We start from the raw sequence: 23,970 nt of genomic DNA, 5'->3' as shown, positions 1-23,970 counted from the left end.
TGCAATAATCTGTCTATATAAATAGTCTAGTTTTAAAACCCTTTTTAGAATCAATCAGTCCTACCATTTCTAACTTTAAGAAAGTAGCTCAACATAGGTATTCTCTCCAGCTTCTTGAACTTTTATCCTAAAATAGATACCAACTTCTTGCAATAAATCTCCTATTTTCTGGTACTTATCAATACTATAAACATCTAAATTTGCTTCCAAATCATTATTAAACTCTAATAAAATTTTATTTAGCTCTAAAAAATAAGGTTCAAACCAAGTTTCTCGGACAACTTTAAATCCCAATGAATCTGTTATTTTGATATTTTTCCCTAATGAAGTTCCTATACAGTAACTTGAGAAAACAAAAATTTGTGAAAGATATTTAAATATACCATCACATAGGCCTCCCCAGTCCCCATAAATTATATTATTTTTTACCTTCGAAATATTCCCATCAATGGCAGTTAAGGAGTCCTCTAATAATGTTGCATAACCTGGTTCAGGATCTTGACCATATCCACAGCACAAAGAACAAACTTTAAACTCATCTAAACATCTTAATAATGTATTACCTCTAATAGAATCTAATTTATTTCTAAAAGATCGTTTACCTAATACATCTGAGAAAATTTTAAAATAATATTTGCCTACATGTACATGACAAAGCTCATGTGCAATAGTTTGTATCATTAAATCAATTATATCTTCATAATCTTTATTTTCCTTAGATAAAGTTTCAAAACCATCCAACAAAGGTATTAAAACTGCTTCAGCACAAAAAGCAACTGTATAGCCTATAAGTTTTCCCTTATCAAAAATTGGTAAAGACATAGCTATACCAGTCCCATTTTCGGTTGTTGCTGTTAAATCGCTATTAAACTCTTTTAAACCATTATGATAATCTTTTAAGCTTCTTCCAATAATTAGATGATCTAACCCATCTAAATCCAAAAAGTTAAATTTATAAATAATATTTACTAAATTTTGTGCAACTCGATTAGCTTCTTCTTCACCAAAACCAATACATTTAACCTGACTAATCATTTCTTCTTCCCCATGAATTTATATAAAATAATCATAATGTAAATTTAGTTTTATATAGAGGTAGCCCCCTAAATTAAACGACGACTTACGTCGCTGTAAAAGCTATATTATTTAAATATTCTTCAATATTTATTTTCAATATTTAATCTAACTAAATTTATAGTATTTAACCTCTAGCAAATAACTAATAAAAAAATGTAACATCCATCAATAAAATACTTATAATACAATAGGATGAGTTAATAAATACGATTTAATTATATAAAATATATCTTATATGTCTTACCATAATTTTCATAAAATTCAAAAGTTGTATCGACTTCATTAAACTGCTTTTTTAAAAAGTAGTATAGTCTTTATCATAAAAATGAAATCATAAAAAAAGCCCTAAACCATTATAGTTTAGGGCTTTTTCAGTCATATAAAACTATTCGAGTTTATATGACTTTAAATCTTGGTAGGTATATCCAGACTCGAACTGGAGACCTCTACGATGTCAACGTAGCGCTCTAACCAACTGAGCTATACACCTAGAATGGAAAGCATCATATTCATTTTTCAAAAGCAAAACAAGTGATTTGCCATCGAAAAAAATACAAATGAGCAGACTTTAAGCAAACTCTTTTTCATTTTCCAAAAAAGAAAAACGGTACATGGTTTAACCACATACCGTTTCTTTAGCTGACTATTAATCTCAACTTAACAAGGACATTTCTTTAAGTTACCACCTGCCGATGGATATCTCGAATCAACACAATGACGGTAGAAAGTCGTCGCATCCATTGGGGTTAAATCAGGATGATGAGCTTTCATGTGCTCCAGATAAGTTTGATAGTCTGGAACCCCAACCATGAGTCGAAAGCTTTGCTGCAAACGCTGCCACAAGGTTGCAATGCGCGACCAGTTCTTTGGAGAAAGTAATAGCTCTTTTTGCGAGAGCACTGTCATTTTGATGATTTTCGCAATAATGACAGTTCCATTTTTTGCAAATTTAAAATTCATCATGACTCTCCTCGTGGGGTTACCACTTCTGGGTCCGCATATACAGCTGGTGCTTCTTGAGCAGTTGGTGTCGGGCTTGCTAATGCACGGCGCACAATACCAATCGCAGCAATCACCATCACAATCGCAACGATCATGAAGAAGCCACAAAGTGCAGCATTGATTTGGTTTGACATCACAATCGTCTGCATTTCTTCAAGTGTTTTTGCTGGTTTAAGAATTTCACCACGTGCAATCGCATCTGAAAATCTATTCGCTTGTGCTAAGAAACCAATCTTTGGATTTTCGTGGAAAATCTTTTGCCAGCCCGCAGTCATACAAGTAATGAACAAGAAAATTGTTGGGAAAATCGTTACCCATACATATTTTTCTTTTTTCATTTTAAACAGAATAACTGTACCCAAAATGAGTGCCATTGAAGCCAACATCTGGTTACCCACACCAAATAAAGGCCAGAGTGAATTGACACCACCTAACGGATCAATCACACCTTGATAGACGAAGAAGCCCCATCCACCTACCGCAACAGCAGTACCTAGCAAATTACCAAAGAATGAGCTTGAAGATTTAACCGCAGGAATAACAATACCAACCGTGTCTTGTACCATGAAACGACAAGCACGAGTACCCGCATCGACAGCAGTTAAAATGAATAATGCTTCGAATAAAATCGCAAAGTGGTACCAGAATGCCATCATTTGGCGGCTGTTAAAAATTTCAGAAATGATATGTGCCATACCAATCGCAAAGGTAGGCGCACCACCTGTACGTGAAAGAATCGAGCTTTCACCTACTTCTTGAGCCAACACGGTTAGCATTTCAGGCGTAACGACAAAGCCTAAATTACGCACAGCTTCTGCCGCAGATTCTACAGTTGTACCGAGTACAGCCGCAGGCGCATTAATTGCAAAGTACACACCCGGGTCTAAGACAGTTGCACAGATCATCGCCATAATACCGACGAAAGATTCCATGAGCATGCCGCCGTAGCCAATCACACGAATGTCAGCTTCGTTATCAACGAGTTTTGGTGTTGTACCACTTGATACAAGCGCATGGAAACCAGAAATGGCACCACAGGCAATAGTAATAAATAGGAATGGAAATAAGCTACCTGAGAATACAGGGCCAGTACCGTCAATAAAATGTGTCACGGCCGGCATTTTCAATTCAGGTAATGCAATCACAATACCAACGGCCAAGCCAAGAATGACACCAATTTTAAGGAATGTTGATAGATAATCACGTGGTGCTAACAATAACCAGACTGGTAAAACTGATGCGATAAATCCATAAATGATTAAGCACCATGTAAGCTGTGTTCCTGTTAAAGTGAAAAATTCACCCCAGTAAGGATCTGCTGCAACCTGTCCACCATAAACGATGGCAAGCATCATTAAAACGAAGCCGATAATAGAAACTTCGGCAATACGTCCCGGGCGAATAAAACGCATGTAAACGCCCATAAACAATGCAATTGGAATCGTCGCTGCAATACTGAAAACACCCCAAGGACTATGGGCAAGTGCTTTCACCACAACTAATGCCAGTACCGCAAGGATAATAATCATTACCCCAAGCGCACCAAGCATGACCACAATACCGGCAAAAGAACCGAGTTCTTGTTTTGCCATTTCACCAAGTGAGCGACCGTCTCGACGTGTTGAAATAAATAAAACTAAAAAGTCTTGTACCGCACCCGCCAAAACCACACCGACCAATAACCAGATCGTTCCTGGTAAAAAGCCCATTTGTGCAGCCAAAATTGGTCCGACTAATGGTCCCGCTCCTGCAATTGCAGCAAAGTGGTGACCGTAAAGCACATATTTATTGGTGGGTACATAATCCAGACCATCGGCCAAGCGATGTGCTGGGGTTAAACGTCTTGGGTTTAATTCAAATACTTTAGTTGCAATAAATAGACTATAAAATCGATATGCGATGCTATATACACATGCTGCAGCAAGTACAAGCCAAACCGCATTGACATGTTCACCACGACTGAGTGCCAGCATCCCAAAAGAAATTGCACCTATTATTGCCACTAGGCTCCAGACCAGCTTGGAGGGAAGCGTAGATTTCGCTTGCATTGTGTCCATTCTTAACCTCTCAATAAATAACTACAGCATTTTTATATTGTTATGTACTGTTTCTCTTAATCCCTGTGACTCTACTCCTCCTTTTTCTTTTTTCCTCTTATACTTTCGCATAAAAAAAGGGATGATTTACATCATCCCTTCGATAATAGTGTATTTTTTAACTATTATGCACGCTCTAAATAATCGCCAGTACGAGTATCTACACGAACGCTTTCTTCTTGCTGAACAAATAACGGAACACGAACAACCGCACCTGTTTCAAGCTTAGCTGGTTTACCGCCACCGCCAGATGTATCACCACGTACGCCCGGATCAGTTTCAACAATTTTCAATACAACGAAGTTCGGTGGGCTTACTGTTAAAGGTACGCCGTTGAACAACATAATTGTACATTTTTCATTTGAATCGTCTTTTAACCATTTAGCAGCATCGCCCATTGCAATTTTGTCTGCCGCGATTTGCTCAAAAGATACAGGATCCATGAAGTTCCACATTTCACCATCGTTGTATAGGTATTCCATTTCAACTTCAACGATGTCAGCTGCTTCTAAAGAGTCACCTGATTTGAAAGTTTTTTCTAATACTTTACCGGTTTTAAGGTTACGTAATTTTACACGGTTGAACGCTTGACCTTTACCTGGTTTTACATATTCGTTTTCCATGATTGAACATGGGTTACCATCAAGCATAACCTTAAGGCCTGCTTTGAAATCATTTGTAGAATAATAGGCCATGAAAGGCACACTCCAAACTTAACAAGTCAACTATGCGATATAATGCGTTGTTGCATTATCTTAATCGTGTCAAATGATAAACTATTTATACCAAGAGCAAAACTGGCAATCTCAACTGAGTGACCTTATTACTGATCCTTCGGAATTGCTAAGCCTACTCGAGTTATCCTCAGAACAGCTATTATCGGGTGCGATTCTGGCTTCTGAAAAGTTTAAATTGCGTGTTCCTCGTGCGTTCGTCGGAAAAATGAACGCTAAAAACCCGCTTGACCCGCTTTTGCTACAAGTATTACCCCATCATCTAGAACTCGAAGAACATCCTGAGTTTGTGACTGACCCATTAGGCGAAGAAGCAGCAAATCAATTACCGGGTGTATTACATAAATATAAATCGCGTTTTTTATTAACCTTGACTGGTGCTTGCGCCGTACATTGCCGTTATTGCTTCCGCCGTCATTTCCCCTATCAAGAAAATTTGCCAAAAAATGAAGATTGGCTAAATATTAAAAACTATATTGAAGCAAACCCGAACATTAACGAGATCATTTTGAGTGGTGGTGACCCGCTTACGCTTTCTAACCGTAAATTAGCACTTTGGTTAGAACGCCTATCATCTCTCAAACAAATCGAGATTCTGAGAATTCACTCACGAGTCCCAATTGTTATTCCTAACCGGATCGACGAACAGCTGATTTCTTTATTAAAAAACAGTAGGCTGCGTATAGTTCTGGTGGTACACTCAAACCATGCTTCTGAACTCGATGACTTTACTTGTTCAAAATTGTTGCAGCTATCTGACCATCACATTACTGTACTAAATCAAGCAGTATTGCTGAAAGGTGTCAATGACTCTGCACAGACGTTAATTGATTTAAGTTATCGTTTATTTGAAGCTCGCGTTATGCCTTATTACTTACATGTTTTAGATAAAGTAAAAGGTGCACAACATTTTGATTTAGAATCATCCAAGATAGATGATATCTATCGTGACGTGTTAGCGAACCTACCGGGGTATTTGGTTCCTAAACTCGTTAGGGAAATTGCGGGCGAAAAGAATAAAACACCGCTTTTTGGGGCTACAACTTTTTGAGTTATATAATAAGTGATGATGAATAATGCGCTGTCGGACATTTTTCACAATCAAACCGAACTCTCTCGTGAACGGTTAAGCTTTTGTGAAGCCAATATTAAAGATCTTAATGAATGGGTCACTACCCTTTCTATTATGCAACTCGGTGATACGTCCAAAGCATTATTCACAGCCATTTTAGAGCTCAATGAATTAAAATGTAGTGAAACCTTACGTTTCGATCTCATACAAACGCTTCATCCGACCATTAACAATGTACTCGCCAGCCTAGAGAAAAACTTCTTTAACCAAGGCGTGATTAGTACAGATCGTAATGAGCACATTATTGAATTAGCGATGTTGCTCCGCTGCTATTTCGCCAGTATTTATTTAAATATTGCACAAAATAGTCATGAGCAGCTACAGCATCAAAAGTTTTCAATTTTTGCCTATAAGCAAAAAAAGAATCTGCAAACGGCGCGTACTTTATCGACGTTTCATGCGCTACAACAATTAACGAGCCTCCTTTATCAGCAGCACATGCTTTATAGCGAGCCTCTTAAAGGTCAATGGTTAATAGCGCATCAGCTCTATGAAACCGCAGTTCAGCACAAATATCATCTCATCAATATCAATCATATTCAGGGCATACAGCATCCTTTAGCGAATATTACACAAGCTTATGCTCAGTTGATTTTGCTGGATATTTTAAATACGAACCAGATTCGTCAGTCAGAAATTCAGGCATTATTTCAATGTAGTTTTGACTGGGCAAGAATGATTCATATTTTGCCGAAAGATACCGCATTAACGAAATATGTGGTCGATCCAAATAAAGACCACCCACCTGTCTATAATACAAAGCGTAGCTCTAACTTTAACCCTAGCATCTTCATCGGTACGCAAGCTTTACTTGAGCATGTCACTGCAACCATGCATAAAAATGCTCAATATATTTCTAAGAATGAAAAGTTTTATTTAAGCCCAGCTTTAAAATTTCATGTTCAAACGATTTTAGGAACAACGGCTCAACGTCGCCATGAACGTTATGAATACAATGCAGAGCTTCAAATTTGTTTTGGTTTAAGCACTGCCCATTTCTATCTATCAAAAGCAAAAAACTTTGAAGAAACGCTACAGCTTAACCATAACTATAACTTACAAAGCGAATCTAAAGTTTTATCCAACTTAGAGAAAAAAGAACAACAAACTAGCTCTTATCAACGCTTGAGTCGTGAAAGCAAAACCATTTATCAAACCACCGTTCTCGATATTAGTGTCAATGGATATCGTATTAAATGGTCTGGCGAAGCACCGAAAAACTTAAGAACTGGTGAATACATTTTAGTTAAAGAAACTTTGCATGGACAATGGCGTGGCGGTGTGATTCGCTGGATTAAACAATCGACAGAAAAATCCCTAGAGTTAGGTTTAGAGATTTTGTCGCAAGCCATGTTCCCTTGTTCAGTGCATATTCAAGCTGAGCGTCATACTCGCAATTATCATCCCGCACTATTACTACAAACACAAAATCTAGAAGAAATACAAAATACGCTTATTTTACCGGGCTCTCAAATTTTTAGAGAGCAACAAACAATTCATTTACGATTGGGGACAGAAGAAATCAAAGTGTATCTACTCAAAGCACAACTCATTACGCAAAGTTTTATTCAATTTCATTTCGAACTTTTAAATGAGCAGCAACAAGGTCTGCTTGATCAGTTCATGATGAAAAAGGGTAATAACTCTAGCACTCAAGATTTATGGGAAGCACTAAAGTGAGAAACTCTTTATTATCTAAAAAGTTAAAACGTACTGAAACACGTTTACTCATTATTGATGACAACCAGCTACGTTATAACCAGATTTTAAATTTATTATTGGGGAATGATTATCAAGTTCAGGCATTATTACTTGATGATTTAAAAAGTTTTGAAAAACAGTTAAATACGCCGTGGGATACTATTATTTTTGGTCGTGCTTATGACCTAAAAATTGAACAAACTCTCTCCCTCATTCAAGCATCTGAGCAGCCAAATTTACCTGTTTTATTATTACAACCTGAAGATTATCAGCCTCAGCAATATCAGGCTTATATTCAAAAAGGTATCTATGATGTAGTTCCATTAGAACCATTAGATTATTTTTATATCAATCTTATTCGAACCTTGTCGTATAGCCACTTATTGCAGACGGAACAACGCCTGACAAATGAGTTAGAAACAATTCACTCCCATACACAAACATTGGTCAACAATAGCCATAAAGCAGTTGCCCTTTTTCAAGAAGGGATGCATGTTAAGGCAAACACAGAATACCTCAACCTTTTTGGATTTAAGCAAGAAGACGAGATTATTGGCCTACCGATTTTAGATGTTTTACAACCTGATGATTTAAATGTTTTTAAACAAAGATTTAAGAAAATTTCATTAGGCCAATTTGATCAGGCACGTTTTGAAATTCAGAGTCAACATGCAGCAATCGCAGGTAACAATGCTCTAAAACTAGAGTTTATTCCTAGTCAGGAAGAAGATGCCGTACAGTTAACCATTGACTACCAACTAGATTTAAAAACACCTGCAAATACACTTTTTTCAGAAAAGAGTTATGGTGTACAAACGCCTTGGCAACAAATTAATCGACAACTATCGACCTACCGTGCTCAAGCCAACGCATTAATTTTATTTAAATTAAATCAGTGCCCAGAGCGAGTATTTCAACAAGATTGGCAAACTCCTGCACAATATTTTAATCAGCTGCACAGTTTCTTAAAAGAACACGCGCAAATGCCGATTTTTAATATCGAACTTGGTGCATATGTTGGCGTTTTACAAGCTGAAAACAGCACAGTCCTTAACTCCCAACTGACTAGTCTACAAAGTTTGCAAAAAGAGCATTTATTAAAGATCAATGAGCTTAACTACTCGATCCAATTTAAGTTGAGCTATGCCCCAATTACTGAACCTTTAAATGAAGATAGCTTTACAAGCTTACTTGATCAAACAAATCAGCAAGAGTTACCTAAGGCGCAGGCAGAAATTGAGTTGGCACCAACCATCGATATTGTCACTCCTGAGCCTATCAAATCTTCTCTATCGCTTGATCTAAGCCTTGAGCAAGTCGATACTCCTATGCAATCTTCGTTATTGCAGCAATTAAAGCAGCAGCTAGCTCGAAGTGAAATTCATTTAAAATATCAACAGATCTACGATAAACACGATCAAGAAACCCATAACTATGAGGTGACTAGCGGTTTTATTAGCGATGATCAATGGTATGACATAAATGACTTGGCTGAATTAAGAGAAGACAGTGAACTTTCTATTCAATTAGATCGCTGGATTTTGGTTGAGGCATGTAAGCAACTACATAACTTTATTACTCAGTACCCGAAAGCTAAACTGATTATTAACCTCAATATTGATATCTTGCTCAAAGATAAATCTTTCCCTGAACTCATTTCAAAACTACTCACCATTATTGGCAGTAAGCTTGAAAGCCCCCTAGTTTTACAATTTTCAGAACAAGCAATTCAGCCTCATCTTGCAATTGCCCAGCAACACATAGCTCGCCTGCGTCAACACGGCGCAGAAATTTCGATTCGGGATTTCAGCTCTTCTATTTATAGCGAATCAATATTGCAACAACTAGACGTTCAATATTTAAAACTGCAATCGAAGAAAACTGAGCTATTAAAATCAGATGATGGTTTAGCACGCTTACAAGAAAAGGTTTTGAACTATTTAACTGTAAAACCTGTAGGGATTTTACTTAGTGATCTAGATGACATGAACTCATTTGCAAATGCTTGGAATGTAGAAACTCGTTTCTTGCAAGGCCAATATTTCCAGAAAAAACTTGATCGATTAACAGATGTACAAGACCAATAATGGTCTTGTACTGAAAAACAAAAAACGGGCATAAAGCCCGTTTTTTGTTTCGTGTTGCAGTATTAACGCTTGATAGAGCGAGACATACCAGCAAAACGTTGTTTGAATTTGTCGATACGACCACCAGTGTCTACATTCTTTTGCTTACCAGTGTAGAATGGGTGGCAAGCTGAACATACGTCAAGGTAGATAGTTTCTTTACCTAAAGCAGAACGAGTTTCGATTACGTTACCGCAAGAACAAGTTGCAACTAATTTTTCATATTTTGGGTGAATATCGGCGCGCATCGTCGATTACTCCTAATTGGAAGAAAGGCTTAAGCTGTCATCGCAATTGATCACTCTCAACTAAGTTGAGGACAGGCTCAAAATGAGCAGATCAACACCACAACAGACCATTCTTTTGGCCCACCGAAACCTCTAGGGTTAGAGCTAAGCACAACAAGTGGGCAGCATTATACGTCAAATAATTTTCTTTTGCGAATTAATCTTTCGATTTAGCCCAGTAATTTGCAATCACGCCACACACCATTAATTGGATTTGGTGAAAGATCATAATAGGCAAAACGATCATGCCTAATGGTTGGCCAATAAATAAGATTTGCGCCATCGGAACACCACTTGCCAAGGTCTTTTTAGAGCTACAAAAGAAAACCGTAACTTGATCTGCTCGGTTAAAACCTAAAGCACGTGGTAGGTAAAGTGCTAATAGCATAATGACTGTTAAGAGCACTGAACACGCAATTGTTAGAATGAGTAAAGTTTTCCAACTTACTTGATGCCAAAGTCCTGCAACTACTGCTCCACTAAATGCGCCATACACCACCATCAAAATCGAGCCTTGATCGAATGCTTTAACAATACTCGGAACTTTTGCCATATAAGGGAAAATATAAGGACGTAATAATTGACCTAAAATAAATGGCACTAACAGTAATAATGTAATTTGTATAATTGAAGTCGTCGGGTCAAATCCATGTTGGCTTTGGCCTAAAATAAAAAAGCTCACCAAGACTGGTGTAATAAACATACCAATCAAGTTTGAAAAAGATGCACTGCACACCGCTCCCGCCACGTTCCCTTTTGCAACTGACGTAAATGCAATAGAGGATTGAACTGTAGAGGGTAAAAAGCACATAAATAAAAAACCCCAGTACAGTTGTTGACCTAACAGAGGTAATAAAATTGGCTTAGCCAACAGACCAATTACAGGGAAAATAAAGAAAGTAAATGCGAAGACCAGTAAATGCATTTTCCAATGCAAAATACCTTCAATCACAGCCTCACGTGATAGTTTCGCACCATGCAAAAAGAATAAGATTGCAATCGCGACTGTGGTCAGTGTATTGAAATATTGAGCTGCTTGACCACTGACTGGAAAAAATGTTGCTAGTAGCACCATTCCAACTAACAAAACTGTAAATCGATCAAGCGCCAATAACTTCAGCATAGCCATATCCTATGATTATTCTAGATAAATAAAAAAACCCAGTTGATAAATTGACCATTTGGTCAAGCGTTCATCATACTGGGCTAAAAAAATAAAGCTAGACTTTTAAGAACTAATTCTTAAAGCATCACAGTCAATTTTTAGTTATTTGTCGCATTAGCATCTTGTTGAATCAATTCGACTTTATAGCCGTCTGGATCTTCAACAAATGCGATAACAGTAACACCACCTTTCATTGGCCCCGCTTCACGCACAACTTTGCCACCACGTGCTTTAATTTCTTCACACGCTTTGTAGGCATCATCAACACCAATGGCAATGTGACCGTAGGCATTGCCTAAATCATAACTTGATGTATCCCAGTTATGGGTAAGCTCAAGCACGGTATTGGTTTCTTCATCGCCGTAACCAACAAATGCTAGTGTAAAGCGCCCTTCTTCATAATCACGCTTACGAAGTAACTTCATCCCTAATACTTCGGTATAGAACTTTAAAGATTGTTCTAAATTGCCTACTCGCAACATTGTATGAAGCATTCGCATATATTTATCTCCTAGGAAACTTTCATTTTGATGATTGATTAGCCAACAACTTACCCACCCAAATCACGAGTAATAAAATTGGTAATCCCATCAAAAATGTAGCCGTAAAAAAGCCTGAATAACCGATATGATTCACTATTGTACCTGAGTAACCACCAATCGTTTTTGGTAACAACAGCATTAGCGAGCTAAAAATAGCATATTGCATGGCAGTAAATGACACACTAGTTAAACTAGAAAGAAATGCAATAAAAACTGCCCCAGCTAATCCGGAGGCTAAGTTATCAAATATGATGCCCATTACTAACCAAACTTTGCTATAGGGAACAACTACTTTTCCTTTCAATTCGATATCCATATTTTTATCAATCGGAATCGCTGGAATATCGGATAAACTCATACGATAACGAGGTTGATTCTCTTCTAGCTGCTTTTGATAAGAATGGTTTAAAGTTAAAGTATGTATTTGCTTATTGGCTTCATAATTTGCTTCTACTTGTATTGAATTAAGTTTAGCAAGATCATTTCCAGGAATAATAACATTCCAATCACTACCTTTAATCTTACCTTCTATTTTGTTTTGTGAATTCAATAAAATACTAACGGATTTTAGCTCACTATTTTTAGGTAGATTCAATAAACTACCATGAAGAATTACATCTTTTTTCAGCTCATCTTTATATAAAAGATTATCTCCACCAATTGCTTGAACATAAATATCTGGTTGTGATTCTGAGTTAAATACTTTTATTGGAAGGTTTATCTTTAAAGGTTCAGCATAGCCTACAGGCTGAGAATTAATTGAGACTTCATTCTGAGCTGTCGTCAATGTATTACTCGGGAATTTTAGTGACCAATTTCCTACTTCATCAGGGCTTGTAGTATAAGTTTGATCCCCTATATGGACTTGAACATTTTGCATAGTAGCGCCAGATTTAACTAATCCAACAAAAATCAAGTTGGTAGTGCTTGCTAAAATTGCTCCTAACAACATCATTTTCATTACATTATAGCGTTGCGCTAACATTCCTCCGAGAAAACCACCCAATATGACAAAGAAGATTGCAAAAAACTTATTAAACCAAGCAATTTCTTCTTTATCAAAATTTAAGTCTAAATAGAATAAATTAGCCATTACACCAGCAACGACATCTGAAATACGATAAAAACCTATTAGCAATAAAATTGCTAAAGCAACTTTTAATCCGTATCGCTTAAAAAAATCTAGTAAAGGTGACAACCATGTTTCTACAACAATTTTCTTATTAATTAGACCAAATTTAATTAACCCCAAAATTACAATAACCGCAAATGATATACTAATTAAAAATTTAATGACTAAAAGTAGAAAGTTTAAAAAAGCATCTTCGATAGAAAACGAATCAAAAATTAAACCAATTTGGTAAAAGCTAATCCCAAAAACGATGGTTGAAATAACAAAAACCGAGAATAACTGAAAATAGTCTTTAGCTTGATAGTGATGTTGAATACGTTTAACTTCAGGCTCATGAATAAATAATGTTGTAATTATTCCTATACCCATGAGGCCTGCCATTAATAAATATGTAGTTCGCCAAGCTTCATATATATAATTACCAACAGCTGTACCCAGTGAAGCTGCAAATAATAACGCACCTAATTGTGTAATGATTGTAGCAGTACGATATCCAGCATTATACGTTGAAGCTAAAACAGTTTGCACATTAGGATCTTCAGTTAATTCAATACGATAAGCATCAACAATAATATCTTGAGTAGCTGAAGAGAAGCCAAGGAAAATAGCAGCTGCTGCCATAATGGTCAGATTTGAAAATGAGCCAAAATCAGAAGTATTTGGTAAGGGATTTGTAAATGCCATTAAGCAAATTGCACAGATAACCAAAATTTGTGCAACTAATAGCCAACTACGTCTTAACCCCATTTTTCTTGTTAAATAAGGAAGTGGTAATTTATCTATCAAAGGTGCCCAAATAAACTTGAACGAATAAGCCAAAGCTGCCCAAGAGAACATGGTGATAGTACTTCTGTTAATTCCAGCTTCAGTCAACCAAAATGATAAGGTTGAAAAAATTAGAAATATGGGAATTCCTGATGAAAAGCCTAAAAACAACATAATAATTGCTCGGCGATCCAAGAAGGCCATAAAGGAACTTTTCCACCCTTTTGATTCAGCACTCATTCGTTTTTTATTTTCCATAAATTATAAATGTGCCTATTCAAACCCTTCTTACAATTGCTTTCAAGATTCTTTATGCAATCAATTTCGTTTTGGCGATAAAAACGGCAAGTTTGCTTGATATTTTATGCTAAACCTGTATACCTTTAAGCTTCAACCTTCGTTTTCTTTTGCTGGATATCAACAGTGACACAAAAACTTGATCAAGTGACCATCTCAACTTTATCACTCGCTAAAACAAACACCACAAACGTCACAATAAATGCATTTCCTTCAGCTTTTGAGCAACCTGATATAAAAATGACTTTGGATAAAACAGCCTTAAAACCCGAACAACTTACACATATTCCAGATTTTGAAAAAATTCCAGCTTCTACAAAACCTATAAAACCGCTTAATAACTTTTTAGGGCAAGACCGTGCCAAAGCATCGGTAGAAGCAGGTATTTCTTTACCCTACTCTGGCTATAACATTTTTGCAGTAGGAACAGCAGGCTTAGGTAAACGCACCATGATTAAGCGTTTACTCCAACAACATGCGAAAACAATGCCTACTCCAGATGACTGGGTATATGTCTATAATTTTAAGCAGGCACGCCAACCACTTGCTCTACGCTTCCCTGCTGGACAAGGGACAAAGTTTCAACATGCCCTTCATCAAACTTGGCAAATTATTTTAAAACAGCTTGAACGCCGTTTTAGTGCCGAGACCTATCATAACCGGATTGAGCGTATCCGTGAGGAAACTGGAGATGAGCAGCAACAAGCGCTTGTCGAGTTAACCAAAGAAGGCGAAGAGCTCGACTTAAAACTCATCTCCCGTAATGAAAAGCATGGCTTTGTACCTGTACAAGTAAAAGATGATCAGGTGCAAGAACTGACTCAAACAGAAATTGATGCTCTAAATACTAAGCAACGTGCTGAAATTGCAGCGAATGTTCGCTACATGGATAAAAAACTCGAGCGTCTTGGTTTGCATTTAGGTGATTTAGAAGATGACGCACGTGACAAAGTCTCTGTGTTGAATCGAGACATCGCGACTCAAGTGGTTAAGCCACGCATGGATTTGATTTTAAATAAATATGGTCAAGTCAAGGGCCTTGAAGATTATTTAAAACAATATGCTCAAGATGTAATTGATAATGTTGAACTCATTTTAGAGCAAGAAGAAGATGACTTTGCTCCGGCAATGTTCAATCGTGTGCCTGCACGTTATCAGGCCAATGTAATTGTCTCAAACAAACCAAACAGTGGTGCACCGGTTATTTTTGAAGATTTCCCAACGCACTACAACTTGCTTGGTCATGTTGAACAACTTACTCACAACGGCACAATTACCACAGATTTCACTCTCATTCGTCCAGGTGCTCTACATCAAGCGAATGGTGGCTTTTTAATGCTTGAGGCCGAGCAATTACTCGAACAGCCTTATGCATGGCAAGGTTTAAAGCGCGCCTTAAAATCAGGCCAACTCAAGCTTTCTTCTCTTGAACATATGCTGACGTTAACAGGCTCTATCTCGATTGAACCTGCTGCTGTTCCGCTTGATATTAAAGTGGTTCTTATGGCAGAACCTGAAATTTATTATGAAATTTTAGAAGTAGAACCAGAACTTGGTAGCGTATTTAAAATACGTGCAGATTTTACTGATACTCTGCAACGTAATGACGAAAATGAACAAGCTTACATGCAGCTAATTGCTGACTATGTACAAGCGGATAAATTACTTCCGTTTGACCGCAGTGCTTTAGCAGCTTTACTTACCGACTCAAGTCGTCAGGCAGAAGACCAAAGCTCACTGTCGTTACATGCTTCAACTTTAGGCGACCTCATTCGCGAAGCACATCACCATGCATTTAAAGCCAATGAAAAGCTTGTAACTGACCAGCACATTAACTTGGCACTACAACACAGACAGTATCGCTTAGGCTATTTAAGAGAGCTTTACTGGCAAGATCTGTCACGTGGAACTCAGTTAATCGAGACTTCTGGTCATCGTTTAGGTCAGATTAATGCCCTCTCTGTTATTCACTATGCAGATGTTGAGTTTGGTTTACCTTCACGTTTGACTGCATCAGTCTATCAAGGTGGTGGCGATATTCTTGATATTGAGCGTAGTGTAGAACTTGGCGGTTCACTGCATGCCAAAGGCGTATTGCTCATGTCTAGCTTCTTGAAAGCTCACTTCGGTCGTGAACAGATTTTACATTTCTCTGCTGCGCTTGCATTTGAACAAAGTTATGGACAAGTAGACGGCGACAGTGCAACAGTTGCCGAGCTTTCTGCATTAATTTCTGCAATTAGCCAAATACCAATTGATCAATCATGGGCAATTACGGGTTCTATGAACCAGTTAGGCCAAGTTCAACCAATTGGTGGTGTAAATGCAAAAATTGAAGGCTTCTATGATGCGTGTAAATTACAAGGTTTAACTGGCAAACAAGGTGTCATTATTCCACGTCAAAACATGCAGCACTTGATGTTACGCCAAGATGTAATTGATGCGGTACAAAGTGGTCAATTCCATATCCATGCGATTGATACGATTGATCAAGCGCTTGAGATTTTAATGGCCCGCCCTGTCGGTACACTCGACAAAAAAGGTAAGTACAGTAAACACTCTATTTATGCTGCTGTAATGGAGCAACTCGAATATTGGCAAGCCATTGAAGATGGCGCAGAAATTGAAGAGGAGCCAAAGAAGAAAAAGAAAAATAAGAAAAAAATTAAGAAGCATGAAGAACTTACTGCGGAAGATCTGCCGCAAGAAAGTGTAGAAGAAGTCGCAACCTTAAAACAGAAATAATAAAAAAGGGCCTGTCAAATACAGGCCCTTTTTACTTTTAGAGGCGAAAATTAGCGAACGATTTGGATCGCTCGTCCTCCTGCTAACTGACTAAAATATTGTTTAAGTGCTTCAACACAGCGCTGAATTTTCATTGGCTGTTGGTCATGCTTGGCAACTTCTGCATACAAAGTAAAAGTTGGTAATTTCCAATCTGGCATGAGTTCAATTAAAGAACCATTTTTTAACTCTTTTTGAGCATCTAAATATAAAATTCTTGCAATACCATGTCCTTGCTGACATAACGCTTTTGCAACTTGTAAATTATTGCTTTGCAAACGGCTTTGCATTTCAACATTAAGTGTTTCACCCGTTTTTACATGTTGAAAATGGAAATGGTGCGCGTCATTCATGACATTAATTGATAATAACTCATGATCTCTTAAATCATTAGGATGCACAATTGGACTAGATTGATTCAGATAACTTGGAGAAGCTACCAAAATCTGATCGACAAAAGCCATCGGAATGACAGAGCTGCTTTCTTCTACCGGCGTAGAACTCATGCGCACTGCAATATCAATTCGCTCTTCAATTAAGTCGATATAACGATGCCCAACTTCAAAATGCACAGATAAACCGCGATGAGCTGACATCCAGTGAGATAACGCAGGAATGAGGTGCTGAACTGCTAAATCAGGAGTAGTTGCGATACGCAAATCCCCAATTAAGTCATCCCTCAACTCATTAATTCTGATTTTCCCCCTTTCAGCAGCCGCCAACATTTCTTGACAGCTTGAAAAAAAAGCCTGTCCGGCTTCTGTCAAACTGAGTTTACGCGTGGAGCGATGTAATAGAATTACATCCATTTCATGCTCAAGGGATCGAATCTGCTGGCTCACCGCACTTGTTGTAATTCCTAATTCACGTGCCGCACCACTAAATGAACTTTTTTCAACCACACAAGCAAAAACACCCATCGCACGAAGCTGATCTAACATAGGTTTCCTCAAATCTAATTCTAAATTTATAAAAAAATGCTTATTGTTGTAATGAAAGCAACCAATTATATTATACGAGGAAACCTAAGTTTTATGCATTAGCTATTTTGGTAAAAGATTTATAGGATTAATTGGTTTTCCATCCAAACGGATCTGGAACTCAAGCATGACCTGAGAAGCCCCAGTAGAGCCCATCTCGGCAATTTTTTGTCCAGCAGTTACATTGTCACCGCTTTTCACCAACATCTTGCTATTGTGGGCATAGGCACTGATATAGCCGTCAATATGCTTAATTAAAACCAGATTGCCGTATTCTTTTAAGCCATCAGCTGCGTAGACAACTTGACCATCTGCTGCGGCATAAATAGGGTCACCCTGATTTCCACCATAACGGATTCCTTTGACATTATTTGCCAAATTAAACCCTTGAATCACTGGCCCATTATTCGGTTTTATCCAGCGTAAACTAGAATTTGGTGCAACCGAAGTCACTGTCGTATTCGTTGACGGTGCGGTCGTTGTAGGCTGAGTTACTGGTGTAACAGGTTGTGTGGTTGGTAGAGCAATGGTTTGACGTTTGATTTGCTCAGGTTGTGCCATGACTTGCGTAGATACTGTTCTTGGTGAAGAACCTTTCTTCAAACGCAAAGACTGATTAACATAAATACGATATGGCGGAGCAATATCATTCATTTCGGCAATACTAATATAGTCGAGGCCATAACGCATTGCGATACCACTTAAAGTATCACCTGAACGAACTGTGTAATAGTTAGGAGCCATTGCATAGCGAGAACTATTATTAATTTGTGGTTTAGAAGCACACCCTGCCATAGCAACGGTAAAACCTACAGCCACAGACAACAACATAATTTTCATTATTTTGTCTTTTTGGATATGCACTCTGCTTTGTTGCCCAATTAAATGCATTGATCTCCCTCACTAAATGCTACAAATCATTTCGGCTAAGAGTACCAAAAAAGTAAGAGGAAACACGTTCCTCTTTTTCTTTATTCACAAAGTTATAACATTCGAGGCAAATTATTGACTCAAACTGATCTGTAAATCTTCTAAAACAGCGTAATTTGTTGCATCCATTTGAATAGGGGTAACACTTACATAACCGTTTGCAACAGCAAAGAAATCAGATTGAATCTGGCTAGAAACACGTTGCGGATCTGTAACCGCCTCACCTGCTAGACCAATCCAGTAAACTTGACGGCCTCGTGGATCGACATGACTGGTAATAGGCTTAGATTGAGCACGGCGACCTTGATATGTAATCTGCGCCCCTTTTAACTGCGGCACGTCAGGAATGTTTATATTAAAGATATGTCGCGGAGGCAAAGCTGGTAATCCGCTTGCAATAAAATCATGTACCCATTGAGCAGCCTGAGCATAATCTTCTTTATCGTTATAAGCACGTACATCAGGACCCGCTAAAGACACAGCGATTGCAGGTTGTTTCATTAAACGACCTTCAAATGCAGCACCGACTGTTCCTGAATATAAAACATCATCACCTAAGTTCGCACCACTATTGATTCCGCTCACGACCAAGTCAAACTCAAAATCAAACAAACCATTCATGGATAAATAAACACAATCTGCTGGTGTACCATTCACTGCCCAGACATCTTCGGCAATTTGAATGGGGCGTAATGGTCGATCCAATGTTAATGCACTTGAAAAACCACTTCTTTCACTTTCTGGTGCAACCACAACCACGCGTCCAAGTGGTCTTAATGCTTCAGCTAAAGCCTGTATACCTGGCGCAAAAACACCGTCATCATTCGCAATTAAAATATTCACTAAAATCTTTCTCTACAAATAAACCTAAAGGTTTTCACAATTGAATTATTTGTTGAATTATATATATTTATGCCTCCATAGCATTATAAAATTGTGAAAAAATGAAAACTTTTGCTCCTTTTTTTCAGGTATTGGGGATCAGCATCACATTGTGTACGCAAGCGGTTTTTGCAGATGAGGATATCTCAACACAAGAGGCTGATAGCTTAATTAAAGATGACATTGCCGCAACGCAAGTTTTGCAGGAAATCTGCCCAGCTTTTGTCGGAACAAATAAAAAACTTGAGTCAAACGCTCAAAAGATTATTGCAATGTATTTAAGTGGTTATTCAAATAAATCAATGACCTTAGCGACTCTACAAAATGATGCTGAATTTAAAACTTTATTAAATGAAGCACGTCTTGCGGCAAAACAAATGGATCATCATGAGCAACATGAGCTCTGTGAAGAGATCGTTAATTATAAAGAATAGATCTTACTCTTTTGTGATATAGAGACTTATTCATTTTGGGTTTTCTGTTTGCCATTAAGCAGAAAACCAACATAACAATACATTTTTTCCATTTTTTTAAACTCTAAATTGGTTAAGCTAACGGCATATTTAGAAATTTTATTTTGGGTTATCGATGTTTATGAAGAAAAGCTTAGTTCAATCGCTCTCTTTGGTTTTACTTATGAGCATGGCAACAGTTGGTTTTGCTGCTGATAAGAAGAAAACAACTGAAAAGAAAACCGAAAATGAAAATGTTGTTGAAGTCACTCCACAACAAGGCACGACTCCTGAAGAATTAGCTGCAATTCAAGTGCTTTCTGAAATTTGTCCAAGTTTGATTGGTAAAAAAGACGCTGATTTTGCTCAAGGCTATGAACGTTTAGTTAAAGACTACCTACCAAATGAAACTGATGCTGTTTCTGCATTAGAAAAACGTAGTAAAGACAAAGCTTTCAAGAAATACTTAAAAGAAGCACGTAGCGATGCGAAAGCTGCCGGTGATGAACAAAACACATTAGTTTGCCAAGACGTGAAAGCATATCAATCGCAAAACTAAATTAGTAAAAAACTCTTGAGTTACAATACTGTTTGAAAAAGCCGACTTCTCCCGTAGAAGTCGGCTTTGCTTTATCCTAAAATGCTAGGCTCTTCTGCTTCATACAAGATATTGGAATTACCTAGAATGACTCGAAAAAGCGCTATTGCTGCACTACTCCTCTTACCAAGTTTTTCTTATGCAGCAACTGTCTTATCAGCTCCGCCAGAATTAAATAATAAGTCTTATGTATTAATGGATTATGAGACAGGCCAAATTCTCGCTTCTAAAAATGAAAACGAAAAGCTTGCACCTGCGTCTATGACAAAAATGATGACCAGTTACATCATTGAACAAAAATTATTAAAAGGTGAACTGACTGAAAATGAGCAGGTTCGTATGAACGAGTCTGCATGGTGTAAAGGAAGTAGCTCTGAATCATGTATGTATGTTCCTTTAAACGGTACAGCGACAGTTCTAGAAATGCTCCGCGGTATTATTATCCAGTCAGGTAATGATGCATCAAAAGCAATGGCTGAACATATTGCAGGAAATGAAGGCACGTTTGCTCATATGATGAATCAGGAAGCAAAACGTATCGGCATGGTAAACACCCAGTTTATTAACTCGACTGGTATGCCAGCTGAAGGCCACTATTCAACTGCAAAAGATATGGCTGTGTTAGCACAACATATTATTAAAGACAGTTCAAAATACTACCCAATTTACTCTGAAAAAGAATTTACTTTTAATGGTATTAAACAAGGTAACCGTAATGCCTTGCTTTACACCGACCCAAGTGTAGATGGTTTAAAAACAGGTCATACAGATGAAGCTGGTTACTGCTTAACTACTTCAAGTAAACGCGGTCCAATGCGTTTAATTTCAGTGATTTTTGGTACTCCAAGCATGTCTGAACGTGCCGATCAAACGCGTACCTTACTGGCATGGGGCTTTGCAAACTTTGAAACTGCAAATGTTCAACCAGCCAATCAGGTTCTTGCAAAAGCAAAAGTTTGGTTTGGTAAAGAAGATGAAGTTCAAGTCGGTTTAGCGGAAAACTTTAGTGTGACTATGCCTAAAGGTAAAGCTGATGGCATTAAAACTCAGTTAGTGGTTCAACCTAACTTAAATGCACCACTTCAAAAAGGTCAAGTTGTCGGTAAGCTTGTTGCTAGCCTAGATGGCAAAGTAATTGCTGAAAAACCTTTAGTTGCACTAAAGCCAGTTGAAGAAGCAGGTTTCTTTGCTCGTTTAATCGATCATATCAAACAATTCTTCAGCAACTTATTCTAATTTTTGAATAGTTGAATTAAGCACTCATGCTATTTAGCCTGAGTGCTTTTTTATTTTATAATTCGACTAAATTTTATTTTGATACTACTCATGGCAAAGAACATTCGTCCTTATCTTGAACACCACCCTAAAGTAGATAAAACATGTTATATCGATGAAATGGCTGTTGTGGTTGGTGACGTTAGCTTAGCTGAAAATGTTTCTGTCTGGCCTTTTGCAGTCATCCGTGGTGATGTAAATAGTATTCAAATTGGCAAAAACAGTAACGTACAAGACCATTGTATGTTGCATGTAAGCCATAAAAATGATGCCAAACCGAATGGCTCACCTCTGATTATTGGTGAAGATGTAACGGTTGGACACCATGTGACTTTGCATGGCTGTACCATTGGCAACCGTGTTTTAGTCGGAATCAACACCGTTATTCTAGATGACGTAATTATTGAAGATGATGTGATGATTGGTGCAGGAAGTTTAGTCCCGCCTCGCAAAGTCTTAAAAAGCGGTTATCTCTATGTAGGAAGCCCTGTACAACAAGTGCGGCCATTGACTGAAAAAGAACTGGCGTTCCTTCCTTATTCAGCAAGACATTATGTAAAAGTGCAAAATAATCATAAAAATAGTTAAGTCTAACTTTGCTATTTTTAGTTTAATTGATACATATATGGCACTTACAAAAATAAGAAACCTTTGAGAAATAAATAATGAGCTTAGATAATACCCATAATTGCCCTAGTGAACATGAGCTAATAAACCAAATCAAAATCAATATTGAAAAATATGGATTACAAGTTATGGGAATTAGTGCAACGAACTATTTACCTTCTTTCAGTTACAGTGTGGGTTTATATGAGAGTTATCAGCATCCTGAAATTATTTGTTTTGGATTACCTACGGATCTAGCTCATCTCATTATTAATGATGTAGCAAACCTAATTAAAAATGGCGAAAAAATTACCTCCTATCAAGATTATGATGATCAGTTTTTTAAAGAAAGTCGTGCTCAGTTTTTACCTGTAGACTTCAGGAATATTGATGATTATTTTGGTGGGGCGTTAAATTATTACCAACATAATAAATTCTCAGCTTTACAATTAGTCTGGACTGATCGCAATGACAAATTTCCTTGGGAAGATGGATATCAAGAAGAGTTTATTTATGATCAGCCTTTACTAGATCGAAATGCTGATTTTAAATTTAGAGAGGCCAAAAATTTAGGGGTTTTCACCACTCGACAGTGTCTGGAGTTCAATCAACCTATTTTAAGAGTTGTACATGATCATGATGGAGATTGGCAATTTTTGACAGGTAATCAGGAACCTGAAGATATTCGTCTTGTCGCCTTAGAACAAATGATATTAAGAGATTCGAGCTTAAATGAAGTTTTTGATCTTGACTACGGCCAAACTGCTGAGAGAGTCTCCATTAATAATTCATGGCAAATAACAAATCTTGATGAGTAAAAAGAGTTATAAAATAATACTGTAATCTATAAAAATCTTATCGTAGCCAAAAACCCCTAAATTTCGTATTATACGTCTTTTAAATCATGGTGCTTTTTTATGGCCGCATGGACTCCTCATGTCACTGTTGCTACAGTCGTAGAAAAAGACGGACGCTATCTGTTTGTAGAAGAACATAGCGAAGGTTTTGTACACACAGTATTTAACCAACCTGCTGGTCATGTGGAATGTGGTGAGTCATTAACAGAAGCTGCCATTCGAGAAACACTTGAAGAAACAGGCCATCATATTGAAATTGATGCTTTGCTTGGTATTTATACTTATACCCCACCAATGTTTCCCGATCGCACCTATTACCGTTTCTGTTTTCTAGCGCATGTAACTCAGGTTGAAATTGATCCTCAACTCGACACAGGTATTATCGCTGCTGTGTGGATGACACCGGATGAACTCAAAGAATCTGCCCGTGCTCGCAGTCCTCTTGTGCTAAAAGCAGTTGAAGATGCTATGAAAGGCCACCATTATCCTTTATCGCTTATTTATGAGCACCCCTTCTCTCCCTCATTAACTTCTCATTTGGATGCCTAGT

General features: G+C 37.6%; 21 protein-coding genes and 1 tRNA gene. 10 read left to right on the top strand and 12 right to left on the bottom strand.

Annotation, left to right across the window (positions count from 1 at the left end; all coding sequences use genetic code 11):
• Window positions 1-75: 75 nt before the first annotated feature.
• From F928_RS06890 to efp, 5 genes are all read right to left on the bottom strand, one after another.
• A complete protein-coding gene (locus F928_RS06890) occupies window positions 76-1,035 on the bottom strand; it encodes a hypothetical protein (RefSeq protein WP_005073313.1) in 960 nt (319 codons plus the stop codon).
• A gap of 455 nt (window positions 1,036-1,490) precedes the next feature.
• Window positions 1,491-1,567 (bottom strand) — tRNA-Val (locus tag F928_RS06885).
• Between the two features lie 167 nt (window positions 1,568-1,734).
• Entirely contained in the window at window positions 1,735-2,040 is a 306-nt protein-coding gene (locus F928_RS06880; RefSeq protein WP_000980869.1) for a YbdD/YjiX family protein, read from the bottom strand.
• Window positions 2,037-4,136, bottom strand: coding sequence for a carbon starvation CstA family protein (cstA, locus tag F928_RS06875; protein WP_005073308.1), 2,100 nt, complete (start codon window positions 4,134-4,136; stop codon window positions 2,037-2,039). Before cstA ends, F928_RS06880 begins: the two co-directional genes overlap by 4 nt.
• 164 nt (window positions 4,137-4,300) lie before the next feature.
• On the bottom strand, window positions 4,301-4,870 hold the full coding sequence (efp, locus tag F928_RS06870; RefSeq protein WP_002118666.1) for an elongation factor P: 570 nt from the start codon (window positions 4,868-4,870) through the stop codon (window positions 4,301-4,303).
• Between the two features lie 73 nt (window positions 4,871-4,943).
• On the opposite strand from efp, the gene epmB reads away from it, so the two are divergent.
• From epmB to F928_RS06855, 3 genes are read left to right on the top strand one after another with little or no spacing between them, the layout of a single operon-like run.
• Complete coding sequence (epmB, locus tag F928_RS06865) at window positions 4,944-5,960, top strand: EF-P beta-lysylation protein EpmB (protein ID WP_002118545.1); 1,017 nt, start codon at window positions 4,944-4,946, stop codon at window positions 5,958-5,960.
• Between the two features lie 15 nt (window positions 5,961-5,975).
• Window positions 5,976-7,721, top strand: coding sequence for a hypothetical protein (locus F928_RS06860; protein WP_005073306.1), 1,746 nt, complete (start codon window positions 5,976-5,978; stop codon window positions 7,719-7,721).
• Window positions 7,718-9,829, top strand: coding sequence for an EAL domain-containing protein (locus F928_RS06855; protein WP_005073304.1), 2,112 nt, complete (start codon window positions 7,718-7,720; stop codon window positions 9,827-9,829). Before F928_RS06860 ends, F928_RS06855 begins: the two co-directional genes overlap by 4 nt.
• A 62-nt stretch (window positions 9,830-9,891) precedes the next feature.
• Here the strand turns inward: F928_RS06855 and rpmE are convergent, their stop codons facing one another.
• The 4 genes from rpmE to F928_RS06835 form a co-directional block, all read right to left on the bottom strand.
• A complete protein-coding gene (rpmE, locus tag F928_RS06850; protein WP_001200845.1) occupies window positions 9,892-10,116 on the bottom strand; it encodes a 50S ribosomal protein L31 in 225 nt (74 codons plus the stop codon).
• Window positions 10,117-10,312: 196 nt separating this feature from the next.
• Window positions 10,313-11,284: a bile acid:sodium symporter family protein gene (locus F928_RS06845; RefSeq protein WP_005803805.1), complete on the bottom strand. Its 972-nt coding sequence runs from the start codon at window positions 11,282-11,284 to the stop codon at window positions 10,313-10,315.
• A 134-nt stretch (window positions 11,285-11,418) separates the two neighbouring features.
• Window positions 11,419-11,820, bottom strand: coding sequence for a lactoylglutathione lyase (gene gloA / locus F928_RS06840; RefSeq protein WP_005067992.1), 402 nt, complete (start codon window positions 11,818-11,820; stop codon window positions 11,419-11,421).
• 22 nt (window positions 11,821-11,842) lie between these two features.
• The gene (locus F928_RS06835; protein WP_005073300.1) at window positions 11,843-14,017 is read right to left on the bottom strand and encodes an AmpG family muropeptide MFS transporter; all 2,175 of its coding nucleotides are present in this window, start codon (window positions 14,015-14,017) and stop codon (window positions 11,843-11,845) included.
• A gap of 165 nt (window positions 14,018-14,182) precedes the next feature.
• Here F928_RS06835 and ycbZ point away from each other — a divergent pair, with 165 nt between their 5' ends.
• A complete protein-coding gene (ycbZ, locus tag F928_RS06830) occupies window positions 14,183-16,801 on the top strand; it encodes a Lon protease family protein (protein WP_005073298.1) in 2,619 nt (872 codons plus the stop codon).
• Window positions 16,802-16,851: 50 nt separating this feature from the next.
• On the opposite strand, the gene aaeR is transcribed toward ycbZ, so the two are convergent.
• The 3 genes from aaeR to surE all read right to left on the bottom strand — a co-directional run bounded on the left by aaeR (window position 16,852) and on the right by surE (window position 19,593).
• Window positions 16,852-17,781: a LysR family transcriptional regulator gene (gene aaeR, locus F928_RS06825; RefSeq protein WP_002118686.1), complete on the bottom strand. Its 930-nt coding sequence runs from the start codon at window positions 17,779-17,781 to the stop codon at window positions 16,852-16,854.
• 102 nt (window positions 17,782-17,883) lie between these two features.
• Window positions 17,884-18,711 carry a peptidoglycan DD-metalloendopeptidase family protein gene (nlpD, locus tag F928_RS06820; protein ID WP_002119027.1) on the bottom strand — a complete coding sequence of 276 codons (828 nt, stop codon included), beginning with the start codon at window positions 18,709-18,711 and terminating at the stop codon, window positions 17,884-17,886.
• 111 nt (window positions 18,712-18,822) lie between these two features.
• Window positions 18,823-19,593: a 5'/3'-nucleotidase SurE gene (surE, locus tag F928_RS06815; protein WP_005073294.1), complete on the bottom strand. Its 771-nt coding sequence runs from the start codon at window positions 19,591-19,593 to the stop codon at window positions 18,823-18,825.
• A gap of 101 nt (window positions 19,594-19,694) precedes the next feature.
• Here surE and F928_RS06810 point away from each other — a divergent pair, with 101 nt between their 5' ends.
• From F928_RS06810 to nudJ, 6 genes are all read left to right on the top strand, one after another.
• A complete protein-coding gene (locus F928_RS06810; protein WP_005073292.1) occupies window positions 19,695-20,066 on the top strand; it encodes an MCR_0457 family protein in 372 nt (123 codons plus the stop codon).
• A gap of 154 nt (window positions 20,067-20,220) precedes the next feature.
• On the top strand, window positions 20,221-20,643 hold the full coding sequence (locus tag F928_RS06805) for an MCR_0457 family protein (protein WP_016806044.1): 423 nt from the start codon (window positions 20,221-20,223) through the stop codon (window positions 20,641-20,643).
• A 126-nt stretch (window positions 20,644-20,769) separates the two neighbouring features.
• Window positions 20,770-21,918 (top strand): D-alanyl-D-alanine carboxypeptidase PBP5/6, encoded by a 1,149-nt coding sequence (gene dacC, locus F928_RS06800; protein ID WP_002118558.1) that lies wholly within the window; start codon window positions 20,770-20,772, stop codon window positions 21,916-21,918.
• A gap of 90 nt (window positions 21,919-22,008) precedes the next feature.
• On the top strand, window positions 22,009-22,545 hold the full coding sequence (gene yrdA, locus F928_RS06795) for a gamma carbonic anhydrase family protein (protein WP_005073289.1): 537 nt from the start codon (window positions 22,009-22,011) through the stop codon (window positions 22,543-22,545).
• A gap of 77 nt (window positions 22,546-22,622) precedes the next feature.
• A complete protein-coding gene (locus F928_RS06790; protein WP_005073287.1) occupies window positions 22,623-23,381 on the top strand; it encodes a DUF4262 domain-containing protein in 759 nt (252 codons plus the stop codon).
• A 99-nt stretch (window positions 23,382-23,480) separates the two neighbouring features.
• Window positions 23,481-23,969 carry an NUDIX hydrolase gene (gene nudJ, locus F928_RS06785; protein WP_005073284.1) on the top strand — a complete coding sequence of 163 codons (489 nt, stop codon included), beginning with the start codon at window positions 23,481-23,483 and terminating at the stop codon, window positions 23,967-23,969.
• Window position 23,970: the final 1 nt, after the last annotated feature.

Source organism: Acinetobacter pittii ATCC 19004 = CIP 70.29, from assembly GCF_000369045.1.
Classification (GTDB): Bacteria; Pseudomonadota; Gammaproteobacteria; order Pseudomonadales; family Moraxellaceae; genus Acinetobacter; species Acinetobacter pittii.
The sequence above is the reverse complement of the archived record's forward strand: the minus strand, read 5'-3'. Positions and strand labels throughout refer to the sequence as shown.